General features: G+C 51.8%; 25 protein-coding genes and 1 other annotated feature. Of the genes, 21 read left to right on the top strand and 4 right to left on the bottom strand.

The features are described 5' to 3' along the window. Positions 1–93 precede the first annotated feature (93 nt). On the bottom strand, positions 94–1428 hold the full coding sequence (locus RIN67_RS10220) for a C1 family peptidase (protein ID WP_056944155.1): 1335 nt from the start codon (positions 1426–1428) through the stop codon (positions 94–96). 273 nt (positions 1429–1701) lie between these two features. Here RIN67_RS10220 and RIN67_RS10215 point away from each other — a divergent pair, with 273 nt between their 5' ends. Next, on the top strand, positions 1702–2625 hold the full coding sequence (locus tag RIN67_RS10215) for a hypothetical protein (protein ID WP_265000454.1): 924 nt from the start codon (positions 1702–1704) through the stop codon (positions 2623–2625). 789 nt (positions 2626–3414) lie between these two features. Here the strand turns inward: RIN67_RS10215 and rpiA are convergent. Together rpiA and RIN67_RS10205 are read right to left on the bottom strand one after the other, a co-directional pair. Then, a complete protein-coding gene (rpiA, locus tag RIN67_RS10210; protein WP_024747595.1) occupies positions 3415–4101 on the bottom strand; it encodes a ribose-5-phosphate isomerase RpiA in 687 nt (228 codons plus the stop codon). Between the two features lie 200 nt (positions 4102–4301). Next, a complete protein-coding gene (locus RIN67_RS10205; protein ID WP_264999668.1) occupies positions 4302–4634 on the bottom strand; it encodes an acetyltransferase in 333 nt (110 codons plus the stop codon). Between the two features lie 169 nt (positions 4635–4803). Here RIN67_RS10205 and RIN67_RS10200 point away from each other — a divergent pair, with 169 nt between their 5' ends. The 4 genes from RIN67_RS10200 to gltX all read left to right on the top strand — a co-directional run bounded on the left by RIN67_RS10200 (position 4804) and on the right by gltX (position 10031). Then, positions 4804–5346, top strand: a complete 543-nt coding sequence (locus RIN67_RS10200) for a dCTP deaminase/dUTPase family protein (protein ID WP_024747597.1) — start codon at positions 4804–4806, stop codon at positions 5344–5346. A gap of 93 nt (positions 5347–5439) precedes the next feature. Beyond that, on the top strand, positions 5440–6813 hold the full coding sequence (gene radA, locus RIN67_RS10195) for a DNA repair protein RadA (RefSeq protein WP_024747598.1): 1374 nt from the start codon (positions 5440–5442) through the stop codon (positions 6811–6813). A gap of 36 nt (positions 6814–6849) precedes the next feature. Beyond that, a complete protein-coding gene (locus tag RIN67_RS10190) occupies positions 6850–7998 on the top strand; it encodes a PIN/TRAM domain-containing protein (protein ID WP_024747599.1) in 1149 nt (382 codons plus the stop codon). Between the two features lie 542 nt (positions 7999–8540). Next, positions 8541–10031 (top strand): glutamate--tRNA ligase, encoded by a 1491-nt coding sequence (gene gltX / locus RIN67_RS10185; protein WP_056944152.1) that lies wholly within the window; start codon positions 8541–8543, stop codon positions 10029–10031. A 64-nt stretch (positions 10032–10095) separates the two neighbouring features. Here the strand turns inward: gltX and RIN67_RS10180 are convergent, their stop codons facing one another. Then, positions 10096–11367: an ISL3 family transposase gene (locus RIN67_RS10180; RefSeq protein WP_035181568.1), complete on the bottom strand. Its 1272-nt coding sequence runs from the start codon at positions 11365–11367 to the stop codon at positions 10096–10098. Positions 11368–12016: 649 nt separating this feature from the next. On the opposite strand from RIN67_RS10180, the gene RIN67_RS10175 reads away from it, so the two are divergent. The 16 genes from RIN67_RS10175 (at position 12017) to mprF (ending at position 23583) form a co-directional block, all read left to right on the top strand. Continuing rightward, on the top strand, positions 12017–12235 hold the full coding sequence (locus RIN67_RS10175; protein WP_107739982.1) for a hypothetical protein: 219 nt from the start codon (positions 12017–12019) through the stop codon (positions 12233–12235). Between the two features lie 176 nt (positions 12236–12411). Further along, on the top strand, positions 12412–13824 hold the full coding sequence (cysS, locus tag RIN67_RS10170) for a cysteine--tRNA ligase (protein WP_313825887.1): 1413 nt from the start codon (positions 12412–12414) through the stop codon (positions 13822–13824). Continuing rightward, positions 13824–14234, top strand: coding sequence for a Mini-ribonuclease 3 (locus tag RIN67_RS10165; RefSeq protein ID WP_024747603.1), 411 nt, complete (start codon positions 13824–13826; stop codon positions 14232–14234). Before cysS ends, RIN67_RS10165 begins: the two co-directional genes overlap by 1 nt. Further along, entirely contained in the window at positions 14234–14992 is a 759-nt protein-coding gene (rlmB, locus tag RIN67_RS10160; protein ID WP_024747604.1) for a 23S rRNA (guanosine(2251)-2'-O)-methyltransferase RlmB, read from the top strand. The genes RIN67_RS10165 and rlmB overlap by 1 nt, the downstream gene beginning before the upstream one ends. Before the next feature lie 26 nt (positions 14993–15018). Next, positions 15019–15585, top strand: a complete 567-nt coding sequence (locus RIN67_RS10155) for an NYN domain-containing protein (RefSeq protein ID WP_024747605.1) — start codon at positions 15019–15021, stop codon at positions 15583–15585. 74 nt (positions 15586–15659) lie between these two features. Then, a complete protein-coding gene (locus RIN67_RS10150) occupies positions 15660–16223 on the top strand; it encodes a sigma-70 family RNA polymerase sigma factor (RefSeq protein ID WP_264999670.1) in 564 nt (187 codons plus the stop codon). A 73-nt stretch (positions 16224–16296) separates the two neighbouring features. Beyond that, positions 16297–16446, top strand: coding sequence for a 50S ribosomal protein L33 (gene rpmG, locus RIN67_RS10145; RefSeq protein WP_081721520.1), 150 nt, complete (start codon positions 16297–16299; stop codon positions 16444–16446). A 41-nt stretch (positions 16447–16487) separates the two neighbouring features. Then, a complete protein-coding gene (gene secE / locus RIN67_RS10140; RefSeq protein WP_024747607.1) occupies positions 16488–16664 on the top strand; it encodes a preprotein translocase subunit SecE in 177 nt (58 codons plus the stop codon). A gap of 122 nt (positions 16665–16786) precedes the next feature. Continuing rightward, positions 16787–17335, top strand: coding sequence for a transcription termination/antitermination protein NusG (gene nusG, locus RIN67_RS10135; RefSeq protein ID WP_024747608.1), 549 nt, complete (start codon positions 16787–16789; stop codon positions 17333–17335). A 166-nt stretch (positions 17336–17501) separates the two neighbouring features. After that, positions 17502–17705 (top strand): helix-turn-helix transcriptional regulator, encoded by a 204-nt coding sequence (locus RIN67_RS10130; RefSeq protein WP_024747609.1) that lies wholly within the window; start codon positions 17502–17504, stop codon positions 17703–17705. After that, complete coding sequence (locus tag RIN67_RS10125) at positions 17702–18136, top strand: hypothetical protein (protein WP_264999671.1); 435 nt, start codon at positions 17702–17704, stop codon at positions 18134–18136. Before RIN67_RS10130 ends, RIN67_RS10125 begins: the two co-directional genes overlap by 4 nt. 146 nt (positions 18137–18282) lie before the next feature. Next, positions 18283–18708 carry a 50S ribosomal protein L11 gene (rplK, locus tag RIN67_RS10120; protein ID WP_011667358.1) on the top strand — a complete coding sequence of 142 codons (426 nt, stop codon included), beginning with the start codon at positions 18283–18285 and terminating at the stop codon, positions 18706–18708. A gap of 98 nt (positions 18709–18806) precedes the next feature. Further along, on the top strand, positions 18807–19511 hold the full coding sequence (gene rplA / locus RIN67_RS10115) for a 50S ribosomal protein L1 (RefSeq protein WP_024747611.1): 705 nt from the start codon (positions 18807–18809) through the stop codon (positions 19509–19511). A gap of 72 nt (positions 19512–19583) precedes the next feature. Further along, positions 19584–19709: a sequence feature (ribosomal protein L10 leader region), on the top strand. Positions 19710–19733: 24 nt separating this feature from the next. Then, positions 19734–20240: a 50S ribosomal protein L10 gene (gene rplJ, locus RIN67_RS10110; protein ID WP_024747612.1), complete on the top strand. Its 507-nt coding sequence runs from the start codon at positions 19734–19736 to the stop codon at positions 20238–20240. A gap of 57 nt (positions 20241–20297) precedes the next feature. Continuing rightward, a complete protein-coding gene (gene rplL, locus RIN67_RS10105; protein WP_024747613.1) occupies positions 20298–20663 on the top strand; it encodes a 50S ribosomal protein L7/L12 in 366 nt (121 codons plus the stop codon). A 295-nt stretch (positions 20664–20958) separates the two neighbouring features. After that, the gene (mprF, locus tag RIN67_RS10100) at positions 20959–23583 is read left to right on the top strand and encodes a bifunctional lysylphosphatidylglycerol flippase/synthetase MprF (RefSeq protein WP_440341165.1); all 2625 of its coding nucleotides are present in this window, start codon (positions 20959–20961) and stop codon (positions 23581–23583) included. The last annotated feature ends 46 nt before the right edge of the window (positions 23584–23629 follow it).

The following is a 23629-nucleotide window of genomic DNA, read 5'->3' as shown; positions in this document are numbered from 1 at the left end:
ACCTAATAGATAAATTCAAAACAAGCGGCATAGGTACACTCCGTTGGAGCACACCTATGCCGCTTGTTTTGAATCGTTTAACGTTCAACCAGATTAAGCTAACGCACCCATTGGATCCCAAGGGGCTAAGACGGTTGGTTCTTCCGTCTCTTGAATCTTCCGTAAGTCATCAGGCAGGAATTGCTTGTTGACCACGACTTGGTAGCAGTACTTGTCCATCCAAGCGTCACTCATCACGAAGTAACCCTTAGTTCCGACTTTTTCACCCCAAGAGTTTTCAACCTTCCACTTCGTAGGTTGACCATCGACCAGGTCGACACCAGTCAGGACCATGGCGTGCGTCATCATGCTTTCGCCGTAGTCCAACTTGTCAGCCTTAGAAAGGTCGAAGTCCACGTTGAAGAGGTCGTCTTGGTGGTAGTAGTTAGGATCCATGATCCCTTTTTGCCGGTCAGATTCTTGACCCACATCACAACCGAACCAGACGGATTGACCCGCTTGGAGCTGCTTGATGGCCAGTTGTTTGAAGTCAGCCATGGAGACGTTCAAGTGCTTAACGGAACGACCACCCACGACGTTACCTAACATTTCCACCGTGTAGGTGTGGTTGTAAGGCTTGTCAGCAGTAGGGGCGTTGATGATGGAGACGTAGTCGGATAAGTTCCAGCCCACGTACTTGTCGAAGAAGCTCTTCGGCGTCAAGCCCTTGTCGATGTGGTAGTTCTTGTCATCGTCGCGGTATTCAAAGTCGAATTCGGAGACGGGTTCGCCTAAGGCAAAGCTTAAGATGCGGTAGTCTTCCTTTAACATCTTGTCCTTAGCAGCGGCGATATCGTCAGCACTGGCGTTATCAGCCACTAACTTCCGTAAGACCACGGCGTCCTTCCGCAGCTTCAAGTTCAACGTCTTGTTGAGCTCGCTGGACTTAGAACTGTTGTAAGTTTCAGGCATAACGGACTTAGGCACGATCCCATACTTTTCGATGATGGCGCACAGCATGTCCCATTGACCACCGTCTTGTTGGGGGGTCGCCATTAAGAAGGCAACCTTCCGGCTAGACGTTGGTTGGTCGGCAGTTGCCAAGACGTTTTCGTAGAAGTAGTTAGCCTTTTCGAACTTGTCCCAGAAGTTGGTGTAGTTTTGGGATAATTCGAAGTCGCTTAACTTGAAGAGGTCGGCAAGGTGGTGCCGCATGGTGTTTAATGCGGCGAACATCCAGCACCGGCCACTTTGCTTTTGGTTCGCAACTTTACCGGTATCCAAGTCAATGGAGAAGACGGGGGTCATATCCCGGTCTGACGCAAAGTCGGCGGCAGTTGCTAAAATCCCTTGATGGCTAACGGCCCGTTCCAACACTTGAGCGTTGGTATCGTTCGCTAGTTCTTTTTGGTACGCAGCGGTTTGGGCTGCAGTGATTTCTTTACTCACTATCTTCACTCTCCTCACTATTTTATCATTGTACTCCAATCTTCTCATCTTTTGAATGGGTTCTGGAAAACTCATGGCCGGTAAGCAAGGTTGACCATCGATCGGGTGACGGTCGACCAGAACGCGTAAATGGAAAGGCGACACTTCTCATTTTGAAAAATAGTGGAACAGCTTACATTTAGAAAGTCATTTTTGAAACGAGCTTTCATCTATGGTACACTGCTAGGCAGTTTGCAAAAAATCATGAAAGCCTGCGGGCGTTAGGAGGAAGTTATGGGTCATCGATTAGAAGTACGCCATTATGGATTGGGGTTTGCCTTTGTGCTGCTGATGGTGGTGAGTGCCACCATCTTACACGATCAAGAATTGATTCTACCGGAAATCGGGGCATTGACCGCCGGCACTTGGATCTACCAGAATCCAAGTTGGATTCATCAACCCAGTAAGATCTTCCTGGCGCCTTCGGGAACGGCCATCATTGGGTTCTTGATCAACCAGCTTCCCTGGGCGTACCCGGCGAAAATTTGGTTAGGGTTGCTCCTGATGCTGGTCCTGTTGTGGGGCCTGAAATCCAATTTAGCGCCGTCATTTGCGACTGGGTTGTTGCCCATCATTATCAACGCGACTCACTGGTCCTTTATCGCGGCCATTCTGATTTTCACGTTATGCCTGATGCTGGGAGTCTACGCCCAAGGACAATTCCGACAGAGTGCGGCCGGAGAGCCCATTCAAGGTCGGCATATGGGGCTATTCGTGGTACTGGTCAGTCTCTGGGTCGCGGGTGTCTGGTTAGCAGGGGTCCCTCAGATGGCGGGGATTCCACCGGTATTGGTGGTCTTCTTTGAAGTCTTGCAGAAACCACAGTACACCGCTAAGTTAGCGGGACGGCAGTGGCTGGCGTTGACTGGGGCGGCGACCTTGGGCTTTGCGGTCCACGTCCTGATTGGCACCTGGGCACTCGCGACGCTGGTTACGTTGCCGCTAGTGTTTATCTGGCTACAGGTTTTACGCTTGAAGCTCCCGGCCGCCTACGCCTTTCCGTTATTGGCGTTGGTCCTGCCAGCAGATATGTTTAGGGTACTGCCCCTATCGGCGGGACTCGCCGCGGCCTTCTTCTTGGGGTCACTACTGGCCGTTCACCGGGTGCGGGACTGGTGGGACGCCCGCCCGGCCGTCGAAAATTCAGAGGTTCGTTAAGCCAAATAGACTAAGATTGAGAGTGGGACCCAAGGCGGTTAAGCGGAGCTAGCTGCCTTGGGTCGCATGTTTCAGCACCGTAGTGTTATCATCAAAAATAACAGGAGTTTGGGCGTTTTGTCCCAAACTCCTTTCCTATGTTTAGTCAAGGGCAGATTGTGGAAGTATTCGCCTTACCGGTTGGTCCTGAAGGGGCTGGAACGTGGTGGGCACGACTTGAAGCCCTGAAAGTGCCAGGTCTTCAAGCTCGGCCTTTGGGTAATCCGGGAAAGAACCCCGAATAACCCAAACGACACCACTGAGCCCCTTCAGGGCCGCCCTCACGGCTAAATTGAGCGCACACAAAATAGTATCTCTCGGTGATTCTAATTGGAAATAGCAACGTGAGACTGCTAGAATTCACTTTATAAGGTGCAAGCCTTATTGGACCTTGAGTCCGTGGTATGAGTAATCATACAATTGGTTGGCTTTCACCATGGCTAAAAGACATTTGACGGTCTTATTCATGCAAGCCGCCACTGCGACCTTATCCCGTTTGGGGTGAGGTCTTTTTTTGAATTAATGTGACGTTGAAGATTGAACATTCTCTCTGTCATCCGCCTTACCGGACGGCCAGCCTCTTCAGAGCCAACCGGTAAGGCGCACAATCTATACTTTAACTAAACGTATGTGCGACACCGCCAGATAGTCGTGGATGCCCAAAAAGAGCCTAGGCGGTTGGCCCAGGCTCGAGATAGTGACGTTATGATTAACAAATTGATAAACGCGGGTGACCTGATGATAAGAAGTTTAGTCGCGAGCGTTTAAGACTTCGGGACCGTCCTGACGACCCACGATAACGGTGTTGACCAGGTCTAAGAAGAGGCCGTGTTCCACGACGCCCACGATACCGTTCAAGGTGTTGGCCAGTTCGTGGGGGTGGTCAATGCGTCCCAGGTGCAGATCGATAATGTAGTTCTTCGAATCGGTCAGTACGTGGTGACCGTCTTCGGTCATCCGGAATTCAGGGTGTAAGCCCATCCCGTCTAATTTTTCCAAGACGTGCGTGGAGCCGAACGGAATGACTTCCAGGGGTAACGGGAACTTGCCCAAGTGGTGGACCAACTTGCTTTCGTCTACGATCCACATGTTCTTGGTGGAGTTGATGGCCACAATCTTTTCCCAGAGGTGGGCGGCCCCGCCACCCTTGATGCCTTGGAAGTTGTCGTCGATTTCATCGGCGCCATCGATTGTGAGGTCAATGTGGTCCACTTGGTCGAGCTGCTTGATGGTGATGCCCAGCGATTCGGCTTGCTTAGCGGACCGGTCGGAAGTGGCCACCCCAACGATGTGGAGGCCTTCCTTAGCGACCCGTTCCCCCAGGGCGTCGATCATGTACCGAACGGTTGAGCCGGTGCCGATGCCTAAAATCATGCCGTCTTCGACGTACTTAACGGCTTCTTGGCCAACGAGGGCCTTTAATGCGTTTTGATCCATGGATGCGTGACTGCTACTGATAACTAAGTGACGGTGGCCGTTGATGACGGTCGGACCGCGCCCGCCTAGCCGCGGGTCTGATGAGTGATGGTTAAGGAGACATTCTGGACGGGGGCTAGGGAAACTTCAGTAGCAGCCGTGCCTTCTTTCTAGTTTTTTTAGCCTAGAATGTCTGGGGACGATGGCGCTCCCCGTGACGCCTATTCCGTGGGGTGCGCTGTAAGGGCGACTGGCCGGACCGCAGTAGCTCCCTGGACGGGAAGCTGGTGGGCGGCCACCAACGTTGGCGCGGGATGCGCCGCAAAGTAACGTTTGGCGTATGGGTCCAGTAACTTGATGGTGACCTGAGCAGCTGTGACGAGCTGGGTAAAACGTTTAATCAGCTCCACAGCTAGGCTGACGGGCTGGTTGGGACGGACAAAGATCTGTTCGAGGACCCAGCTGTCCGCCGAAAGGGTCAGGTAGTGCAGACTAGCCATTAACCGGTTGTCGTCTAGAATCGTGAGGCGACCAGGTTCTTCCCGTAATGCCATGGTAAGGGCTCCCTTCTTGTCTAAGGACTCCCCTTGATTTTGGTCTATCACCGGCGGCTTGTCAACTGCTTTTCACGGATGGAAAGCTTTTACTGGTAATCTGGTGGCGGGATGCTTATCCTAGTTAAGAGAGTCGATTCTCAATCAGTGGATAGAGAGGAAGAATAAGATGAAGCAACGAGGATTTGAAGTAGTCAGTAAGTACGCTGACCAGGGGCTCCACCTACCTTACCGGACGACCCAACAATCGGCCGGCTATGATTTTGAATGTGCCGAGGATTTTACGTTACCCTCCATTTGGCGGCACGACGTCTTGCACGCCTTTAAGCGGCTACGGCACCGGGACCCCCTGACGACGGCGGAACTCACGGCGGGACAACACGACTTAAAGCCGTACCTGGTACCGACGGGGATCAAGGCGTACATGCAACCGGATGAGGTCTTGCTGCTGGCGAACCGGTCCAGTAATCCGCTGAAGCATAACTTGATCTTGCCGAACGGGGTCGGGGTGATCGATGCCGACTACTATAATAATGATAAAAACGAAGGGGAAATCTTCGTTCAACTGGTCAACGTGGGCCTCAGTGACGTCACGATTCGCAAGGGTCAACGGATTGCCCAGGGCATCTTCATGCCGTTTCGACTGGCCGATGCCGAACAGGTTCCTCAGGCCCAACGGCAGGGAGGCTTTGGGTCGAGCGACGAACGTTAAGACTTTGCAAATGCCGTAACGGACTAGTGGGGGAAGACCCGCTGGGTATGCTAGAATATACAGTAGAAAGAATACGAGATTAGGGGGATGCACGTGGCTAAAGCGAAGACTAAATATGTTTGTCAGAATTGTGATTACAGCTCACCCCGGTATTTGGGGCGTTGTCCCAACTGTGGCGAGTGGAATACCATGGTCGAAGAAGTCGTGACGCCGGTGGCGAAACCCCAGTCGACGCGGGTCACGGTGACTGGCGAACATTCACGGCCACAATTGATGCGCGAAGTTAAACACACGACCGAGACCCGGGTCAAGACTCAGATGGAGGAACTTAACCGGGTACTAGGGGGCGGCATCGTTCCGGGTTCCCTGATCCTTATCGGGGGAGATCCCGGAATTGGAAAGTCAACGCTGTTGCTGCAGGTCTCCGGTCAACTGAGTGCGACCGGGGGAAAAGTCCTCTACGTGTCCGGAGAAGAAAGTGCCAGCCAGATCAAGATGCGGGCGGACCGGTTGGTGGTCAACGCCGACAACCTCTACCTGTATCCCGAGACGGATATGGCCAGTATCCGAGCTAACATTGAAGAGATGCACCCGGACTACGTGGTGATTGATTCGGTTCAGACCATGCAGGCGCCCGGCATCGAGTCGGCAATTGGGTCGGTCTCCCAGATCCGAGCGGTCACCGGTGAATTGATGCAGATTGCCAAGACCAACGGCATCACGATTTTTGTGGTGGGTCACGTGACTAAGGGCGGTGCCATCGCTGGTCCGAAGATTCTGGAACACATGGTGGATACGGTCCTATACTTCGAAGGGGACATGCATCACACCTACCGAATTCTGCGGGCGGTCAAGAACCGGTTCGGCTCGACCAACGAGCTGGGCATCTTTGAGATGCGCGAGGGGGGCCTCTACGAAGTGGCCAATCCTTCGGAGATTTTCTTGGAGGAACGCTTGAAGGACGCGACGGGTTCGGCAATCGTGGTCTCGATGGAAGGGACCCGGCCAATTTTGGTCGAAGTCCAAGCATTGATTACGCCGTCGGTCTTTGGGAATGCCCAACGCACGGCGAGTGGCTTGGACCGCAACCGGGTCTCCCTGTTGATGGCGGTCCTGGAGAAACGGGCTAACCTGATGCTCCAGAACCAAGACGCCTTCTTGAAGGCGGCCGGGGGCGTTAAGCTGGACGAGCCGGCCATCGACTTGGCAATCGCCATTAGTATCGCATCGAGTTACCGGGATACGGCCACCGCCCCAACGGATTGTTTCGTGGGCGAAGTGGGATTGACCGGTGAGATTCGGCGGGTCAGCCGGATCGAACAACGGGTCGCCGAAGCCAAGAAGTTAGGCTTCCAGCGGATCTTTGTGCCGAAGAATAATTTACAGGGATGGACGCCACCAACGGGGATTGACGTGGTCGGTGTGTCGACTTTACGCCAAACGTTGAAGTTGGCCTTAGGAGTCTAGGGGGTGCAAGTCCCCTTTGAAGGGAGGTGAAGAAACATGCATAAACGAACAGTCGTATTAGTGATCTTTGCAATCATTGGCGGTGTGCTAGGCGCAGCTTACCTACCACGGACTTGGCTCCTCTTTGGAGTGAAGAGTCTTCTCGTTGATAACGTTATTGTTAATATTTTGCTTGGTGCTATTATTTTTCTCATTCTCGGGGCCATTTTTGCGAAGAGCTTCCTGCGGCTGATCAGTCGGGTGGAAGGCTACCTGAACAAGCAGGACCCCATGACGATTATCTTTGGGAGTCTGTTGACGATTGTGGGCCTGGCGTTAGCGCTGTTGATCTCGCAATTCCTGTTCCGGGTGCCATCTTTACTGATCAGTACGATTATCCCGTGGATCTTGATGATTCTGCTGGGGTACTTTGGCTTTCGGTTGGGAACGCGTCTGAGCAAGATCCGGGGCGAAGAATGGCGTAAGCTGTTCCAGTCACGGAGCAAGAAGGCGGCCGAAGAAGCCAGTGAGAAGGTCATTGATAAGCAACCTGAACCGAATTTTCACCACTATAAGATTTTAGATACAAACATCTTAATCGATGGTCGTATCTATGATTTAGCGAAGACGGGGTTCTTGGAAGGAACGTTGTTGGTCCCCAATTTTGTCCTGTATGAATTACAGTACATTGCGGACTCTAGTGATTCCGTGAAGCGGGTCCGGGGCCGACGGGGCTTGGATATCTTGAACAAGCTGCAAAATGAACACGTGATGCCCATTGAGATGTACGAAGGCGACTTTGAGGATATTCCCGAAGTAGACAGTAAGTTGATTGCCCTGGCCAAGAAGAACGGTGGGGTGATCGTCACCAACGATTACAACTTGAACAAGGTCATCCAGTTCCAAAACGTCCAGGTCTTAAACATCAACTCGTTAGCGAACGCGTTGAAGCCACGGGTCATTCCCGGGGAGAACTTACACGTGATGGTGGTTAAGAACGGGACGGAACGGCAGCAGGGGGTCGCTTACCTCGACGACGGTACCATGGTGGTGGTCGAAGACGGTAAGTACTTCATTAACAAGCAACTTGACGTGGTGGTCACCAGTGCCATTCAGACCGACGCGGGCCGAATGATCTTTGCCAAACCAGTTCATTCCGACCGGGGCATCGAAGATCAAAAACCTAAGAAGAACCGGAAGAACTAACGGCTCAGAACTGGTGAAGGTCACCCGCCTTACCGGGCGGCCAGCTAGGGCTGGAACGCAGTGGGCACCACTTCGAGCCAAAGAGCGGTCTCGAAGCTGGGCCTTTGACTAGGCCGACTGAAAAACGTCGTCCAAGTCAAATTTCACTGCTGAGCCCTAGCTGGCCGCCCTCACGGCTCACGTTAGCATGATCAATTATGTCACGCAGTATTGTGCACCAACGTGAGGTCCCGTCAGCCGATAGGGCCCAGCCGGTGACATTAGCGTTAGGCCAGTGGTTTGCTGGCCTTAGGCTAAGGCCGAGCTTTGAGATTCGCGCTCTTGGCGAAGCTCAAAGTCGTGCCCACTGGCGTCACGGCCCTGCCAATCGGCTGGCGGGACCGGATTAATACCACTATTTCATTGGGCACGAGTTGCGAGTTCGGAACAATCCCAGTCTACCCCTTTATTTTTAGTGGTAGGCATTGTACACTTAAAACATGTCGTTAGACGCCGGAGAGACCCGGCGCTAACCAAAAAAACGAGAAAGAGGCGCAACCAATTTGGCTAAAAATGCGATTCGGGTTCGTTATGCTCCGAGCCCCACTGGACATCTGCACATCGGTAACGCGCGGACGGCAATTTTCAATTATCTGTTTGCCCGCCACAACAAAGGTAAGTTTATTATTCGGATCGAAGACACGGATACTAAGCGGAACATCGCTGACGGTGAACGGAGCCAGTTGGACAACTTGAAGTGGCTGGGTCTGGATTGGGACGAAGGTCCCGATGTTGGTGGGGATTACGGTCCTTACCGGCAATCCGAACGGCGTGACATTTACACGCCCCTGATCCAACAACTGATGGACGAAGGTAAGGCTTACGAATCTTACCGGACTGAAGAAGAACTGCAAGCTGACCGGGAAGCTCAAAAGGCCCGGAACGAAATGCCACATTACGAATACGAATATGCCGGCATGTCCGATGAAGAACGGCAAGCCGCTATCGACGCCGCTAAGGCTAAGGGCTTGAAGCCGGTTATCCGGTTCCGCGTTCCTAAGAATGAAGTCTTCGAATGGGACGACATGGTTAAGGGTCACGTGGCCTTCAACTCCGATACCATTGGTGGGGACTTCGTCATCGCTAAGCGTGACGGGATGCCAACCTACAACTTTGCCGTGGTGGTTGATGACCACAAGATGGCAATCAGTCACGTCTTCCGGGGCGATGACCACGTAGCCAACACGCCTAAGCAATTGATGATCTACCAAGCCTTTGGTTGGGAAGCACCTAAGTTCGGCCACATGAGCTTGATCATCAGTAAGGACACGGGTAAGAAGTTGTCCAAGCGGGACGAATCTGTCTTACAATTTATCGAACAATATCGGGATCTGGGTTACTTACCAGAAGCCATGTTCAACTTCATTCTGTTGTTGGGCTGGTCACCGGTCGGCGAAGACGAGATCTTCACGCGTAAGCAATTCATCAAGATGTACGACGAGACGCGCTTGAGCAAGTCGCCAGCCACTTTCGATATGGATAAGCTGGAATGGTTGAACAACCGTTACGTCAAGGACGCTGACGAGAGTACGGTCGCGGACTTAGCCATGAAGCAGTTGATCAAGGCCGGTAATTTGCCAGCCAACCCAAGCACGTCCGAAATCGAATGGGCGCGTCAGTTGATCAACCTGTACAAGCGGCAAATGAGCTACATGGCGCAAATCAACGACATGGCTTCGGTCTTCTTTGAAGAACCAGAAAAGGTCGAGGGCGATGCGTTGGCTGAAATCAGCAACGAAACGGCGCCAGTGGTCTTAAAGGCCTTCGCTGAAGAAGTTGCCAAGTTGGACCTGTTTGACTCCGTAGAAATCTTCCACGTGATCAAGAAGGTTCAAGCACAGACGGGTATCAAGGGTCGGCAACTTTGGATGCCGATTCGGATCGCCGTCACCCACGAAATGCACGGGCCAGAATTACCAGAATCCATCGAATTGGTGGGTCGGGAAACGGCTTTGAAGCACATCCAAGAAACCTTGGACCAACTGGGTGCTTAATGAAGTAATCTAAAAATGGGTTCTTCGTCAACTGTTGTTGGTGAACAAAATATTGGAGTTCTAATCACTTGGTGATTAGAGCTCTTTTTGTATGAACTCGAAAAGCGAACAGCACTCTTAGCCGGAATCTGAAGAAGTTTCGGTAACCAAATCCAGTGCGTTTAATGACTTTAATCTTGTTGTTTGAACCTTCTAAGGGCCCGTTGGTGTAATGGTGAGTAAAGGTATTGCCAATTTCATCATGATGAGTCGCTAGGGTCTGGAGGGTTGCCAACATCTCTTCCGAGCAGCCCTCTAAGTGATGGAATACTTGATTATAGTTGGGCCAATCACGGTTTTTGATGGTTTCACGTAACCGATTCATCACGTTGTAAGTTTGCTTGAGCTCGGGATCAATGTCCAATAAAGCATCAACCACATCAGTGGCAGTCGCTGGATAAGGGAAGTTTGTCCACTTACGGAAAGCTTCGTAGTTGAGGTGATTTTCCGGCGTTAATAATAGTTTCCAATAGCGTTTTAGGGCGTGATACTCGCGTGAGGAAGTCGCCAGGGTTTTCATGAGGCGCACCCGCGTCTTATTAAAAGCTCGATTTAAAGCGTTAACCAAGTGGAACGGATCGATGACAACGATGGCGTTCGGAAAGATCTGCCCCACCAATTTGGGATAGGTATAGTTCATATCGGTGACGATAATTTTCACATTTTCTCGCGCAGCCTGGTCGTAATGCTGGAAATACTTTTGAAGCTGATAAATGGTCCTAAAGGGTAACAGGTCGATCAATTCGTGGGTTTCCGCATCCATAAATTCAAAGCTCATCGCGTCGGTGGCGCTCTTAGTGCTTTTAACTTCGTCCATGAGGAGAACTTTTGGTAAATAGTGCCAGTTGGTTTGAAAGTCCCGTTCAGCGCGCAAGAGCTGCCGACCAACGAATGAATCCGAAGTGGATAACTCATCGGCAATGTGTTTGAGCGAAACCGGTTCGGTCAGTTTTTCTAAGCATTGTTTGCGGGTCGTATTTGAAATCGTGCAGTGTTTCGGCACCGCATTCGTCTGCGCCAGGAAATTGGTATGACAAGCCTTACAGTGAAAGTTTCGCCGATTGAGACACAGGATAACGGTGCTGCCCAATGTTTTTGCGAATCTAATGGTGGTCTTCCGCCAACCATAGCCAATAATTTGGTGATCATTGATAATCCCACAATTGCGGCATGCCTTGGGGGTGTAGTTTAGGGACCCCACCAATCGAATCACTCCATCATCACCCACTTGTCCTTCCTCAATTATTAAGTGTTCATCATCTATTCCTAACAACATTTTCGTAGTATCATTTGACATAGGGCATTTCCTTTCTTGACTTAATTCTGTGGTGGGAGCAAGTTAACGGACGGGAGATGTCCGCTTTTTTATTCTAATGATAAACAAAAAATCTGTCATCAGTAATAGATAAAAATCTATTACCAACAACAGATATTGTAGAACCTAAAAATGTTACGGCTAGCCTTCGGGCGAGTCGTAACATTTTTTGTATGATTTTTACCTGTTTGGGAAAATGAATAGCCGCGTTGTCAGTCCGGCCCCGGCAGCCGCTAGGGCCGTGACGCCCGTGGGCACGATTTCAAGCCTCACCCAACCCGTGAGTCTTGAAACTCGGCCTTGGCCTAGGCTGAGAAGCCCCCTCAGCCAACGCCAATGTCACCGGCTGAGCCCTATCGGCTACCGGGGCCTCACGTTAGTATTTCACCTGATTGATAGCTAATGTATGCCACTATTGTGAGCCGTGAGGGCGTCCAGACAGGGCTCAGCCATGAAATTATTCTTAGTTGGCGTTTCTCAGCCAGCTTAGAATAAGGTCAACCTTCGAGACCGCTCTTTGGCTCGAAGTTGCGCCCACGGCGTTCCAGCCCTGTCTGGACGCCCGGTAAGGCGGATGGTACGATCAGTGTATCAGCTAAACAGAGCTTTGAATTTCAGAGGAGGATGGCAGATGGATCAGCAAGCAGCGTTACGGTTTTTACAGCAAAATGGGATGAAGCATACGCCGGCTAGTCTGCAGCGGTTAATTGAGGATGGTCGGGTCACGGCGAGTCACCAGGCGGGGAACCTGGAAGTTGACGCGGCCTCGTTGCGCGCCTACGTGGACCAGTTTCAGCGGGAATTAAAGTCGATTCAGCGCGGTGGTTTTCCGGGACCCTTGGGATTTTAACGGAACGGTGGTCGACCGAAGACCAGTTTCCAGTTGGGCGTAACGGTCAACCTTTTCAATGATTTTGTAAAGAAACCGTCAGCGCGGTGAGTTCCGCCACTTTCAGTTTCTAGGTTTCGGGGTGGTTATGCTACAATGGAACTAATATTGATGAGAAACGTGAAAGGAGCCTCGGGATGCTCAAAGTTTTTAATACCATGACACGTCAGAAAGAAACATTTGAACCCATCACACCAGGGGTGGTCAACATGTACGTGTGTGGCCCGACCGTTTACAATTACATCCACATTGGGAACGCCCGCAGTGCAATCGCCTTTGATACCATTCGGCGGTATTTTGAATACCGGGGATACCAAGTGAAGTACGTCTCCAACTTTACGGACGTCGATGACAAGATGATCAACGAGGCCCACAAGGAAGGCATTACCGTGCCCCAATTGGGGGATAAGTTCATCAAGGCGTACAAGGAAGATACCGCGGCGTTAAACATTCAACCCGCTACGGCCAATCCACGCGCCACGAATTTTATTCCAGAGATTATTAGCTTCATTGAAACCTTGATCACCAAGGGCTACGCTTACCCGGTCGCCGGGGACGTCTATTACCGGGCCCACAAATTTGCGGACTATGGGAAGTTGTCACATCAGAACATTGCGGAACTCGAAGAAGGGGCTTCCCAACACACCAACGATGAAGAGACGGCGCGCAAGGAAGATCCAATCGACTTTGCGCTGTGGAAGGGTGCTAAGCCGGGCGAAATCTCTTGGCCTTCGCCTTGGGGCGCGGGTCGGCCGGGCTGGCACATCGAGTGTTCCGTGATGTCGACCCACTACCTGGGAGACACCTTCGACATCCATGGTGGGGGCGAGGACTTAGCCTTTCCGCATCATGAGAATGAGATCGCGCAGAGTGAGGCGGAAACGGGCAAGCCGTTCGTGCATTACTGGCTGCACAACGGGTTCGTCACGGTTGGCGATGAGAACCAGAAGATGAGTAAGTCCTTGGGGAACTTTGTGACGGTCCACGACCTGATTCAGAAGGTCAACCCACAGACGTTGCGCTTCTTCATGGCGACCACCCAGTACCGGCGGCCGATTCAGTACACGCAGACCAACATGGACACCGCAGCCCGGAACTTGGAACGGCTACAGACGGCGTACGACAACATGGGCTATCGGCTCAAGGACGCCGAAGACGGCAACGACCCCAAGACGGAACAGGAAACACGCCAATTAGTCGCGGATTACATCGACGCCATGGACGACGATTTCAACGTGCAAAATGGGATCTCGAAGGTTTACGATCTGGCCCGTTTAGGCAACGTCTACGCGGAACGGCCGGTCGTCTTCAAGGGGACCGTTGAGTTCATGCGCCAGACACTGGTTGAATTGTTGGACGTCTTCGGTGTAAAATTAACCGCCGCAACGGCGTTGGATGACGACCACATTGAAGCGTTGATCCAGGAACGGGTCCAAGCGCGGCAAGGCCGGAATTTCCAGCGTAGTGATGAGATTCGGGAACAATTGAAGAATCAAGGAATTATTCTAGAAGACACGCCCCAAGGGACGCGTTGGCGAAAGGTAAATTAATGACAAATACAGCAACTGATTATCAGCAACTTAACGGGGTGGCGTTGGCCTACCTGGGGGATGCCACCTACGAAGTGATCATTCGGCGGCACCTGATCAAGGAAGGACTCGCGAAGCCCAACCATTTACAACGCACGGCGACCCACTACGTTTCGGCTAAGGCGCAAGCAGCCTTGATTGCCTTGATGGAACAGGATGGCATCCTAAGCGATGACGAATGGACCATCTTCAAACGGGGCCGGAACGCGAAGAGTTACACCCATGCCAAGAATACTGACGTGGTGACCTACCGGATCTCCACCGGATTTGAAGCCTTGATGGGCTACCTCGACCTCAGTGGTCGGCAGGATCGGGTCGATGAACTCAGCAACTGGTGCATCCAACAAGTGGAAGCGGGGCGAACGGAATAATGACAGAAGAACGCGAACAGATTGATTTCGTGATTGGGCGCCACCCAGCCGTGGCGGCTCTGCGCAGTCAGCAGGCCATCAACAAGGTCTTCTTGCAGAGCGGGTTGAAGTCGGAAGCCATCGATGAGATTCGTCAGCTGGCGCAACGGCGGCACCTGGTCATCTCCGAAGTGCCGAAGCAGAAGCTGGACCAGTTGACGGACCACCAGAACCACCAAGGGGTCGCCTTAGGGGTTGCAGCCTTTGACTACGCCAGTATCGATGACCTCTACGCCAACGCCCAGAAGAAGGGCGAGGAACCCTTCTTCTTGATCCTGGATAACGTCGAGGACCCCCATAATCTGGGGTCCATCTTACGGACGGCGGATGCCAGTGGCGTGCACGGTGTGATTATCCCCAAGCGCCGCGCGGTCGGCTTGACCTCCACGGTTGCTAAGACCTCTACGGGCGCCATCGAAACGGTGCCCGTAGCCCGGGTGACCAACTTGGTCAACACGGTCAATGACTTGAAGAAGCGGGGCATGTGGATCTTTGGGACCGACATGGCCGGGACCGATTACCGAGACTGGAACGCCAAGGGCGCCGTGGGTCTGATCATCGGGAACGAAGGTAAGGGCATTTCGCGCTTGCTGAAGGAAACGGTCGACCAGACGTTGACCATCCCGATGGTCGGCACGGTCCAAAGTCTGAACGCCAGTGTGGCGGCGGGACTCTTGATGTACCAAGGCTTTAACTCGCGGCACCCGGTACAACACTAAGCTTTTAGCAGAAATGGGCGAGGGAAATTAAAAAAGATATTCTAATTGTCGATGCGTACAACATGATCGGCAACTGGCCTGAACTCAACCGGCTAAAGCTAAATGATCGGTTACCGGAGGCGCGCGACCAGTTGCTCAACATGCTGGCTAATTATCATAAGTTACGGGATGCGGAGATTTACGTGGTCTTCGATGCCATGTACGTGCCCGGCATCTCGAAGAGTTATAAGCAGTATGATCTACAGGTCATCTGGACCAACCGGGATGAGACGGCCGACAGCTATATCGAAAAGCTGGCCAAGGAACTTCAGACCCGCTTCACCCAGGTTACGGTCGCGACCAGTGACCAGGCCGAGCAATGGACCATCTTCTCGGAAGGCGCGCTGCGGATTCCGGCGGGGGAACTGTTACGGGACATTGAACGGGCCAAGAACGAGGTCAACCAGACGGCCCGTGAATTTGCGGACCGCGGTCTGGTGCGTAAGTCCCCCTGGAACGATCAGCAACTCTATAAACTGGAAAAATTACGGGATCAATTGATGGACCAACCAGAATCGATTGGGCGATCAAAGTCGAAGAAGAAACGACGGTAAAACGTTCGTTCGCTTCATTTCCCGGAGCCTCCTAGCTAAACTGAGAATATTCAGTTTAGCTAGGAGGCTTTTTTATGACCACGTTTAATGATGACCAGTTAATTGCCACGATTCAACGGGATCCCAACTCACCGGCACTTCGTCTCTTGTTCAACCGTTACCGTCCCGTCCTCACCAAGCTTCAACGGGTTTATTATATTCCGGGGCATGACGGGGATGACTGGGAACAGGAGGGGCTATTGGTCTTACACGGGGCGGCCCAAAAGTTTCAGCAACACCGCTCGTGCAATTTTGGAGCCTTTTACCGGTTAAATCTGACGCACCGGGTCTTTGACCTGATCCGCTATTCGCAGGCCCAGAAGCGGCGAGCAACCACCATCTCCTTAGAAGCCAACCGCACTTACTTTGCGGAGACTCTCCACGACACCCGGGTACAGTTGGGGACCCAGTTGGAGGCGCAAGAGGCTGTGGGTCGCGTATTACCGGGATTGTCGCCTACGGAACAAGTTGTCTTCCGGGGCTTATTGGGCGGTCTAACACCGCAAGCCATCAGACAACAGGAGGGGTTATCGATGACCCGGGTCTCGGCAGCGATGCACCGGGGCCGCCAGAAGCTCCGTCGACTCTTAGGTGAATGATTGACGCACCGCGCAGATGATGGTAAGCTACTACAGTATGAGTTAACTGGATTTAATTAAAGGTGGTGGCAGGATGGCTCAACGTAAAATCGCTCTGGCCTGCTCAGTTTGCGGGTCCCGGAATTACACCATCGCAGCAAGTGCGACACGCACGACACGACTTGAAGTCAAAAAGTTTTGTAAGCATTGCGGTAAATACACGCTGCACCGGGAGACCCGGTAGTAGCGCTTCGAATCGACACACATTTTGAGGGAGGCAACACCATGCGGTTATTCCGATTTTTTAAAGCGGTCATTCAAGAAATGAAACAAGTTTCTTGGCCAGGCGCGAAGCAGACCCGGCACGATACGGGAACGGTTGTGGGCATTTCTGTGCTCTTCGCAATTTTCTTCGCCATCGTGGACTGGATCGTCCAGTTTGGCTTAAAGTTCGTCGCCTAAGGAATTGTCGGTGGTCAAACCCGACTAAATATGCTATATTGTAGCTAACGGGAACTTCGTGTACACGAAGTTTTTTTATTTTGCACAGAAATTAGACAAATCAAAAAGGAGTGGCACCAACGATGGTTGAATCAGCAGAAAAGCAATGGTACGTTCTGCACACCTATGCGGGGTACGAAAACAAGGTTAAGGCGAACTTGGAATCGCGGCAAGAATCCATGGGTATGCAAGACAACATCTTCCGGATCGTGGTTCCTGAAGAAGAGGAACACGAAGTCAAGAACGGTAAGGAAAAGGTCACGATGGAAAAGACCTTCCCCGGCTACGTCTTGGTCGAAATGGTGATGAGTGACCAAGCTTGGTTTATCGTGCGGAACACGCCAGGTGTGACGGGCTTCTTGGGCTCTCACGGGCAAGGGAGTAAGCCAACGCCATTATTGCCAGAGGAAGTTGAATCCATTCTGCGGACCATCGGGATGTCCGCACGGCACGCTGACCTGGACGTAGCGCCAGGCGACTCCGTGACGATTGTCGACGGTGCCTTCAGTGGCTTAGTCGGTAAGATTACCGAAGTGGACAACGAAAAGATGAAGCTCAAGGTCAACATCGATATGTTCGGTCGGGAAACCAGTACCGAATTGAACTTCGACCAAGTCGACCCAGTGGTTTAAAGTTAACGGTTAAACGGAAAGTTCCTTTCATTTTTTGAAAAGGAACTTTCCGTTTTTTGCGTTTCGGGGCGATTTTAGCCGAAATTTTGTGGACGGCCTTGCAGACCAATGTCAAACATGTTTTACTTATTTTGTAAAAGATATTTGACACTAGGAAGTGAGGGACTTGCGGAATCAGATTGCAGTTCGACGTAAGCAGCGTCAGCTATCGCAAGCGGCACTGGCGCAGTTGACAGCAGTTACACGGCAAACGATTAATGCAATCGAAAACGATAAGTATGATCCGTCGTTGTCGTTGGCTTTTAAGTTGGCGGCAGTCTTGGGGACCACGGTTGATGAATTGTTCACACAGGGGGAGGATACGAAATGAGTCGGGCAAAACGTATTTTACGGTTCACGTTTTGGACCAACAACGTTGAATTGTTGGTGTTGATGGGGGCGTTTTGGGTTCCCCAATCGGGCATTGAGACGCCGTTGCTGGCCGCACTAGCGATAGGGTTGTTCGGGGGAATCGGGTGGTTCTTGTGGTATGCGCGCCAGCGGCTGAACATCAAGACGTTTCGGGGAATGTACTGGGTATCCGATGAGCGGGAAAAGGAGATCGCGTTGAAGGTCCATTCGGCCATGCTGACCAGTGGTATTGTCTTTGTCGAGGTTCTGTTGCTATTGGTTTCGGTACTGATGGCGCGACAACTTTCAGTGTATGCGTTCGGCCGAACGATTGAGTTCTTGATATGGTTGGGGTTGGCCGCGGGCAACGGGCAGTACTACTGGTTATGGTGTAAGTACGATCAGGCCTAGCCTTGATAAATTAGAACTTGTCGGAAGGTATGAAGTGTGGTAAACTCTTCAAGTATGCGTATCATAAGATACACATTCTGTTAAACGTGGGAGAAGCAAATTGCATGCTTCACTTACCACACACGGACTTAAGGAGGTATTGTCTCGTGGCTAAAAAAGTAGCTAACGTAGTTAAATTGCAGATTCCTGCAGGCAAAGCAACCCCAGCTCCCCCAGTTGGACCAGCACTGGGTCAAGCAGGGATCAACATCATGGGCTTCACCAAGGAATTCAACGCTCGTACCGCTGACCAAGCTGGTATGATCATTCCTGTTGTGATCAGCGTCTATGAAGATCGTTCCTTTGATTTCATCACCAAGACCCCACCAGCAGCAACGCTGTTGAAGAAGGCCGCTGGTGTTGAACATGGTTCTGGCGAACCTAACACGAACAAGGTTGCAACTGTAACCAAGGATCAAGTTAAGCAAATCGCTGAAACTAAAATGCAAGATCTAAACGCAGCTGACGTTGAAGCAGCTATGCGCATGATTGAAGGTACTGCCCGGAGCATGGGCTTCACGGTCGAAGGTTAAGCTCAGTTTTCGGATAGTCGGACACTTCACGAAAATGAAATGTGTCAAGTGGGAGGTTTATCCGTTACAACCACATTTGCAAGGAGGAATACACAAACATGGCTCACAAACGAGGTAAAAAGTATCAAGACGCTGTTAAACAAGTGGAAGCCGGTAAGGTTTACGCTTTAAACGACGCCGTTGATTTAGTAAAGAAGATTGATTTCGCTAAGTTCGATGCAACGGTTGAAATTGCATTCAAGCTTAACGTTGACACGAAGCAAGCCGATCAACAATTACGTGGCGCTTTAGTGCTCCCTAATGGGACTGGTAAAGAAACCACGGTTATCGTGTTCGCTAAGGGTGACCAAGCTAAGGCCGCAGAAGCTGCCGGTGCTGACGTTGTCGGTGAACAAGACTTAGTTGAACGGATCCAAGACGGCTGGATGGACTTTGACGTTGCCATTGCAACGCCAGACATGATGGCCCAAGTTGGACGCTTAGGTCGGGTCTTAGGTCCTAAGGGCTTAATGCCTAACCCTAAGACGGGGACGGTTACCATGAACGTCACCAAGGCCGTTTCCGACGCTAAGAACGGGCAAGTTACTTACCGGACTGACCGGGATGGTAACGTGGCTGTTCCTGTCGGCAAGGTTTCCTTCGATGCTGATAAGTTAGCCGGCAACTTGAAGGCTATTGCTGAAACGATTGTCCGTGCACGTCCAGCGTCTGTACGTGGGACTTACGTTCAACACGTTTCCATCGCCTCAACGTTCGGCCCTAGCGTCGATGTTGACTTGTCAACGTTGGTTGCTGCTAAGTAATTAGCCAACCACTAAATAAAAAAATCCCTAGCCGTCCATTGACTTTTGTCGGTGAGTACGGTATCCTAATAAAGTTATATTAGTAATCTACCTAAGACTCAGGTGGCCTATTGGTCTTAATTTCCTGCCGAGGAAGAAGTTTATCATGAACTTTTGACTCTCTATGTCTTGGTGGCATAGGGATTTTTTTATCCCACCAATCTAATCAGGGAGGTGAACAATGTGAGTGAAGAAGCTATTGCAATCAAAGCGAAAAAAGTTGATGCCGTCGTTGAACAATTCAACAACGCCACCAGCGCAATCGTAGTCGACTACCGTGGTCTGACGGTTGCTCAAGTTACCGACTTACGTAAGCAATTACGGGATGCTGGCGTTCAAATGAGCGTCATCAAGAACAAGGTGCTGACTCGGGCTGCTGAAAAGGCTGGTTACGCCGACTTAAACGATGTCTTTGCTGGACCTACGGCCGTTGCCTTTTCTAACGAAGATCCAATTGCCCCAGCTAAGATTTTGAAGAAGTTTGCTGATAGTGTCGATGCCTTGGAAATCAAGGGTGGTTACATCGAAGGCAAGATTATGCCAGTCGATGAGATCAACGTTTACGCTACCTTGCCTAGTCGTGAAGACCTGCTCTCCATGCTGGCTAGCGAACTTCAAGCTCCTATCCGTAACGTGGCTTACGCAATTAAGGCCGTTGCTGAAAAGGGCGATGATGGGGAAGCTGCATAAGCGACCTGTCTTATCCATGATATAAAAACTATAAACCCAATTTTGGAGGAAACTAACATGGCTTTTGATAAAGATGCTATCATTGCTTCTCTTAAAGAAGCATCCATTACTGACCTTAACGACCTTGTTAAGGCTATCGAAGACGAATTTGGCGTTTCTGCTGCTGCTCCAGTTGCAGCTGCCGGCGCTGCTGGTGGCGACGCTGCTGCCAAGGACTCATTCGATGTTGAATTGACTGAATCCGGTGACGCTAAGGTTAAGGCTATCAAGGCTGTTCGTGAAATCACTGGCCTTGGTTTGAAGGACGCTAAGGGTCTTGTTGACAACGTACCATCTGTCATCAAGGAAGGCGTTTCTGAAGACGAAGCTAACGACATCAAGGAAAAGCTTGAAGCCGTTGGTGGTGTGGTTACGCTTAAGTAATCATCTTCAACCTATAATCATAAACAGCTCGGCCCTCGTGGTCGGGCTGTTTTTTTTGACCAGTTTTCCGTTGAGAACGCAAGAGTGGGGTGGCTGGACCTTCAAAAACGCGTCGCGCGGCATAGTTCCTTAAAATAACCCTTAATCCCCGCGTTCCCGGCTAAGGTTGCGGGGAGTTTTTGGTATACTTAAACCAACGTCTAGAAAGTGGCGGAACCAACGGTCGATCAATCGAGAAGGACCGTTGTCTTTTCCCCCGCGACTGGACATAATAAAGGGGGAAATTGCTGTGGGGGTGGCAAACGTGTGGCAACGACTAATGGCGTGGGTGCAAAAACGCCTTACCTTGATCAAGGGTGTCTTCTTATTGTCGGTGCTCTTGTTGGTGATTCGGGAACTTGGCCGGATTGGCCATGAGATTAGTGGGGAACAGGTTCGGTCGGCGTTGAGTGCGCTCAACCCAATGATGATCGTGCTCTTGGCGGTGGTCGGCTTTATTGCGGTCCTGCCTATGATGGTCTACGACTTTACGATTGTGGAATTTTTACCGGGACACTTTTCCAAGGGGTACATCTTTCGGAGCGGTTGGGTCACCAACACGTTCACGAATTTAGCCGGCATGGGGGGCTTGCTGGGCGCGAGTCTTCGGGCAAACTTTTATGCCCAGTCGGCGACTAAAAAACAAGTGGTTTATGCGATTTCAAAAATTGCGTTGTTCCTATTGGCCGGGTTATCGATTGCCTGCTGGGTCGCGTTGATTATGATGTTTGGCTTCCAAGTAGGAACGGTCTATCAAGGCTACTGGTTCTGGCTCTTAGGGGGCGGCCTGTACTTTCCGGGGCTCTTTATCTTCACCCGGGTCAACGATAGTGCCTTCTTCAGTGACCTGACCTGGTCGCGGGAATTACGACTGATTCTGGGGTCAACGCTGGAGTGGGGGAGCTGTGCGCTCTTCTTCCTCCTGATTGGGTGGACACTGGAGTTGCCGTTAGACTTTGCGGCGGTCTTTCCCATGTTCGTGGTGGCATCGGTTGCCGGGGTCATCTCGATGATTCCCGGAGGCTTGGGGTCCTTTGACGTGTTCATGATCTTTGGCTTGGGCCTACTGGGTGTTAGCCGTTCGGACGCCGCCGGGTGGCTCTTGTTGTACCGGCTGTTCTATTACATTCTCCCGTTCGGCGTGGGGGTCGGCTTGTTCGTTCACGACGCAGGTCACCGGTTGAACCGGTACCTAGCCGGCCTGCCCGTAGCGATTTTGCGCCGGGGTGCGTTGCTCTTCGTGACCACGTTCATGTACTTCTCGGGCGTCATGATGTTGCTCTATGCGACGATCCCGGACGTGGTGTTATCGAATCAGTTATACATGCGTTTAGTGCCGTACATGTTCTACTTCTTGAGTCAGGTCTCTAACCTAGTCATGGCATTCTTACTGATTGGGTTGGCGCGGGGCATCGGAGCGCGAGTCTCCCGGGCGTTCTGGCCGACTTTCGTGGTGCTGGTCCTCGCCATCGGCTATACCCTATGGCGCGAGAATTTCCCGGTTGGCCTAGCCGTTCTTCTGGGCCTAGTCCTGGTCTGCTTGGTTCTGGCCAAGCCCGAACTGTCCCGGCAGAGTTTTCACTACTCTTGGGGCGGCTTGCTGGTCGATGGCAGTATCTACGTCGGGACCTTTCTGCTGTACACCGTTTTGGGGCTGTACGCGTTTCAGGGGGGCAAGCACCGCTTCTTCCACCTGTTACAGGCTTGGTTACCAGCGTCGACGCAGGTCTGGTTAAACGGCCTAGGAGGCCTCTTGATTGCCTTGGTGATCCTGTTGACCATCAACCGCTTCCTCTCAGCGACCCAGGCGCCGTGGCTCCAACAGCCGTTTGACGCCGAACGAGTACGGCGGTTAATCCAACGCTTTGGGGGTAACGAAGTCAGTCATCTAGCCTTCTTGCGGGATAAGCAGACCTACTTCTACCAGGTCGATGGCGAAGACCGTCTACTCTTCCTGTTCCGCCAAAAGGCTGATAAGCTCCTGGTCATGGGGGAACCCATCGGCCAGCAGGCGGACTTGTTGCCAGCGTTGCAGGAGTTTATGCGGACCGCAGATCAGGCGGGATTACGCCTGGTCTTCTATGAGATTAGCGAAGAGTTGACCTTCCGGTTACATGAGATGGGCTTCGACTTCATCAAGGTCGGTGAGGAAGGACACGTGGACCTCACGCAGTTCACGCTGGCTGGTAAGGCACGGCGTGGTGAACGGGCCCTGGTCAATAAGTTTAACCGGGAGAACTACCATTTCGAGATCCTCCAACCGCCGTTGAGTGACCAGCAGTATCGCGACTTACAAGCAATCTCGGATTCCTGGTTGGGAGATGAGACCGAAAAGAGTTTCTCGATGGGCTTCTTTGACCGGGAGTATCTGGACGAGGCGCCCATTGCGGTGATGACGGATGCGAAGGGGCAGATGGTGGCCTTCGCGAACCTGATGCCGACGGGAAACCACCAGATGACATCGATCGACCTGATGCGAAGTAGTCAGGCGGCACCTTCGGGGATGATGGACGGCCTGTTCGTCTACTTGTTCCAGACTTGCCAGCAACAGGGGTATACCAGCTTTAACCTGGGGATGGCACCCTTAGCGAACGTGGGGGTCTCGGAATTCAGCTTTATCGAAGAACGGCTGGCCCACTTGATCTACCAGTACGGGTCAACCTTCTATAGTTTCCAGGGGCTCCGAGCGTATAAGGAAAAGTACGTCACGGAATGGCAACCGAAGTACCTGGCTTACCGCCGGCGTGAGTCGTTGATCTTCACCATGTTACAACTGATGCAGGTCATCAACCGGCCGGGGGCGGCGGTCAAGGGCAAGCTAGAACCCAAGTGGCTCAGTCGGTTGTTGGTCGACGAGGTTAACTGGCAGAACCGACAATAAAATAGCCTGAAAAGGGGGCACCAACGACGATTCCATCGTTGGTGCC

It is taken from the genome of Levilactobacillus namurensis (genome assembly GCF_032197885.1).
Taxonomy (GTDB): domain Bacteria; phylum Bacillota; class Bacilli; order Lactobacillales; family Lactobacillaceae; genus Levilactobacillus; species Levilactobacillus namurensis_A.
Note: the sequence above shows the minus strand (reverse complement) of the source record. Positions and strands in the feature narration are given on the sequence as shown.

Excerpts from the sequence above, each read along its gene's own strand:
- RIN67_RS10215 (WP_265000454.1), top strand. The coding sequence starts at position 1,702 with ATGGGTCATCGATTAGAAGTACGCCATTATGGATTGGGGTTTGCCTTT.
- cysS (WP_313825887.1), top strand. The coding sequence starts at position 12,412 with ATGCTCAAAGTTTTTAATACCATGACACGTCAGAAAGAAACATTTGAA.
- RIN67_RS10190 (WP_024747599.1), top strand. The coding sequence starts at position 6,850 with ATGCATAAACGAACAGTCGTATTAGTGATCTTTGCAATCATTGGCGGT.
- secE (WP_024747607.1), top strand. The coding sequence starts at position 16,488 with ATGCGGTTATTCCGATTTTTTAAAGCGGTCATTCAAGAAATGAAACAA.
- nusG (WP_024747608.1), top strand. The coding sequence starts at position 16,787 with ATGGTTGAATCAGCAGAAAAGCAATGGTACGTTCTGCACACCTATGCG.
- RIN67_RS10175 (WP_107739982.1), top strand. The coding sequence starts at position 12,017 with ATGGATCAGCAAGCAGCGTTACGGTTTTTACAGCAAAATGGGATGAAG.
- RIN67_RS10165 (WP_024747603.1), top strand. The coding sequence starts at position 13,824 with ATGACAAATACAGCAACTGATTATCAGCAACTTAACGGGGTGGCGTTG.
- rplA (WP_024747611.1), top strand. The coding sequence starts at position 18,807 with ATGGCTCACAAACGAGGTAAAAAGTATCAAGACGCTGTTAAACAAGTG.
- RIN67_RS10125 (WP_264999671.1), top strand. The coding sequence starts at position 17,702 with ATGAGTCGGGCAAAACGTATTTTACGGTTCACGTTTTGGACCAACAAC.
- RIN67_RS10150 (WP_264999670.1), top strand. The coding sequence starts at position 15,660 with ATGACCACGTTTAATGATGACCAGTTAATTGCCACGATTCAACGGGAT.
- rpiA (WP_024747595.1), bottom strand. The coding sequence starts at position 4,101 with ATGGATCAAAACGCATTAAAGGCCCTCGTTGGCCAAGAAGCCGTTAAG.
- RIN67_RS10200 (WP_024747597.1), top strand. The coding sequence starts at position 4,804 with ATGAAGCAACGAGGATTTGAAGTAGTCAGTAAGTACGCTGACCAGGGG.
- rpmG (WP_081721520.1), top strand. The coding sequence starts at position 16,297 with ATGGCTCAACGTAAAATCGCTCTGGCCTGCTCAGTTTGCGGGTCCCGG.
- RIN67_RS10205 (WP_264999668.1), bottom strand. The coding sequence starts at position 4,634 with ATGGCATTACGGGAAGAACCTGGTCGCCTCACGATTCTAGACGACAAC.
- rlmB (WP_024747604.1), top strand. The coding sequence starts at position 14,234 with ATGACAGAAGAACGCGAACAGATTGATTTCGTGATTGGGCGCCACCCA.
- RIN67_RS10180 (WP_035181568.1), bottom strand. The coding sequence starts at position 11,367 with ATGTCAAATGATACTACGAAAATGTTGTTAGGAATAGATGATGAACAC.
- rplL (WP_024747613.1), top strand. The coding sequence starts at position 20,298 with ATGGCTTTTGATAAAGATGCTATCATTGCTTCTCTTAAAGAAGCATCC.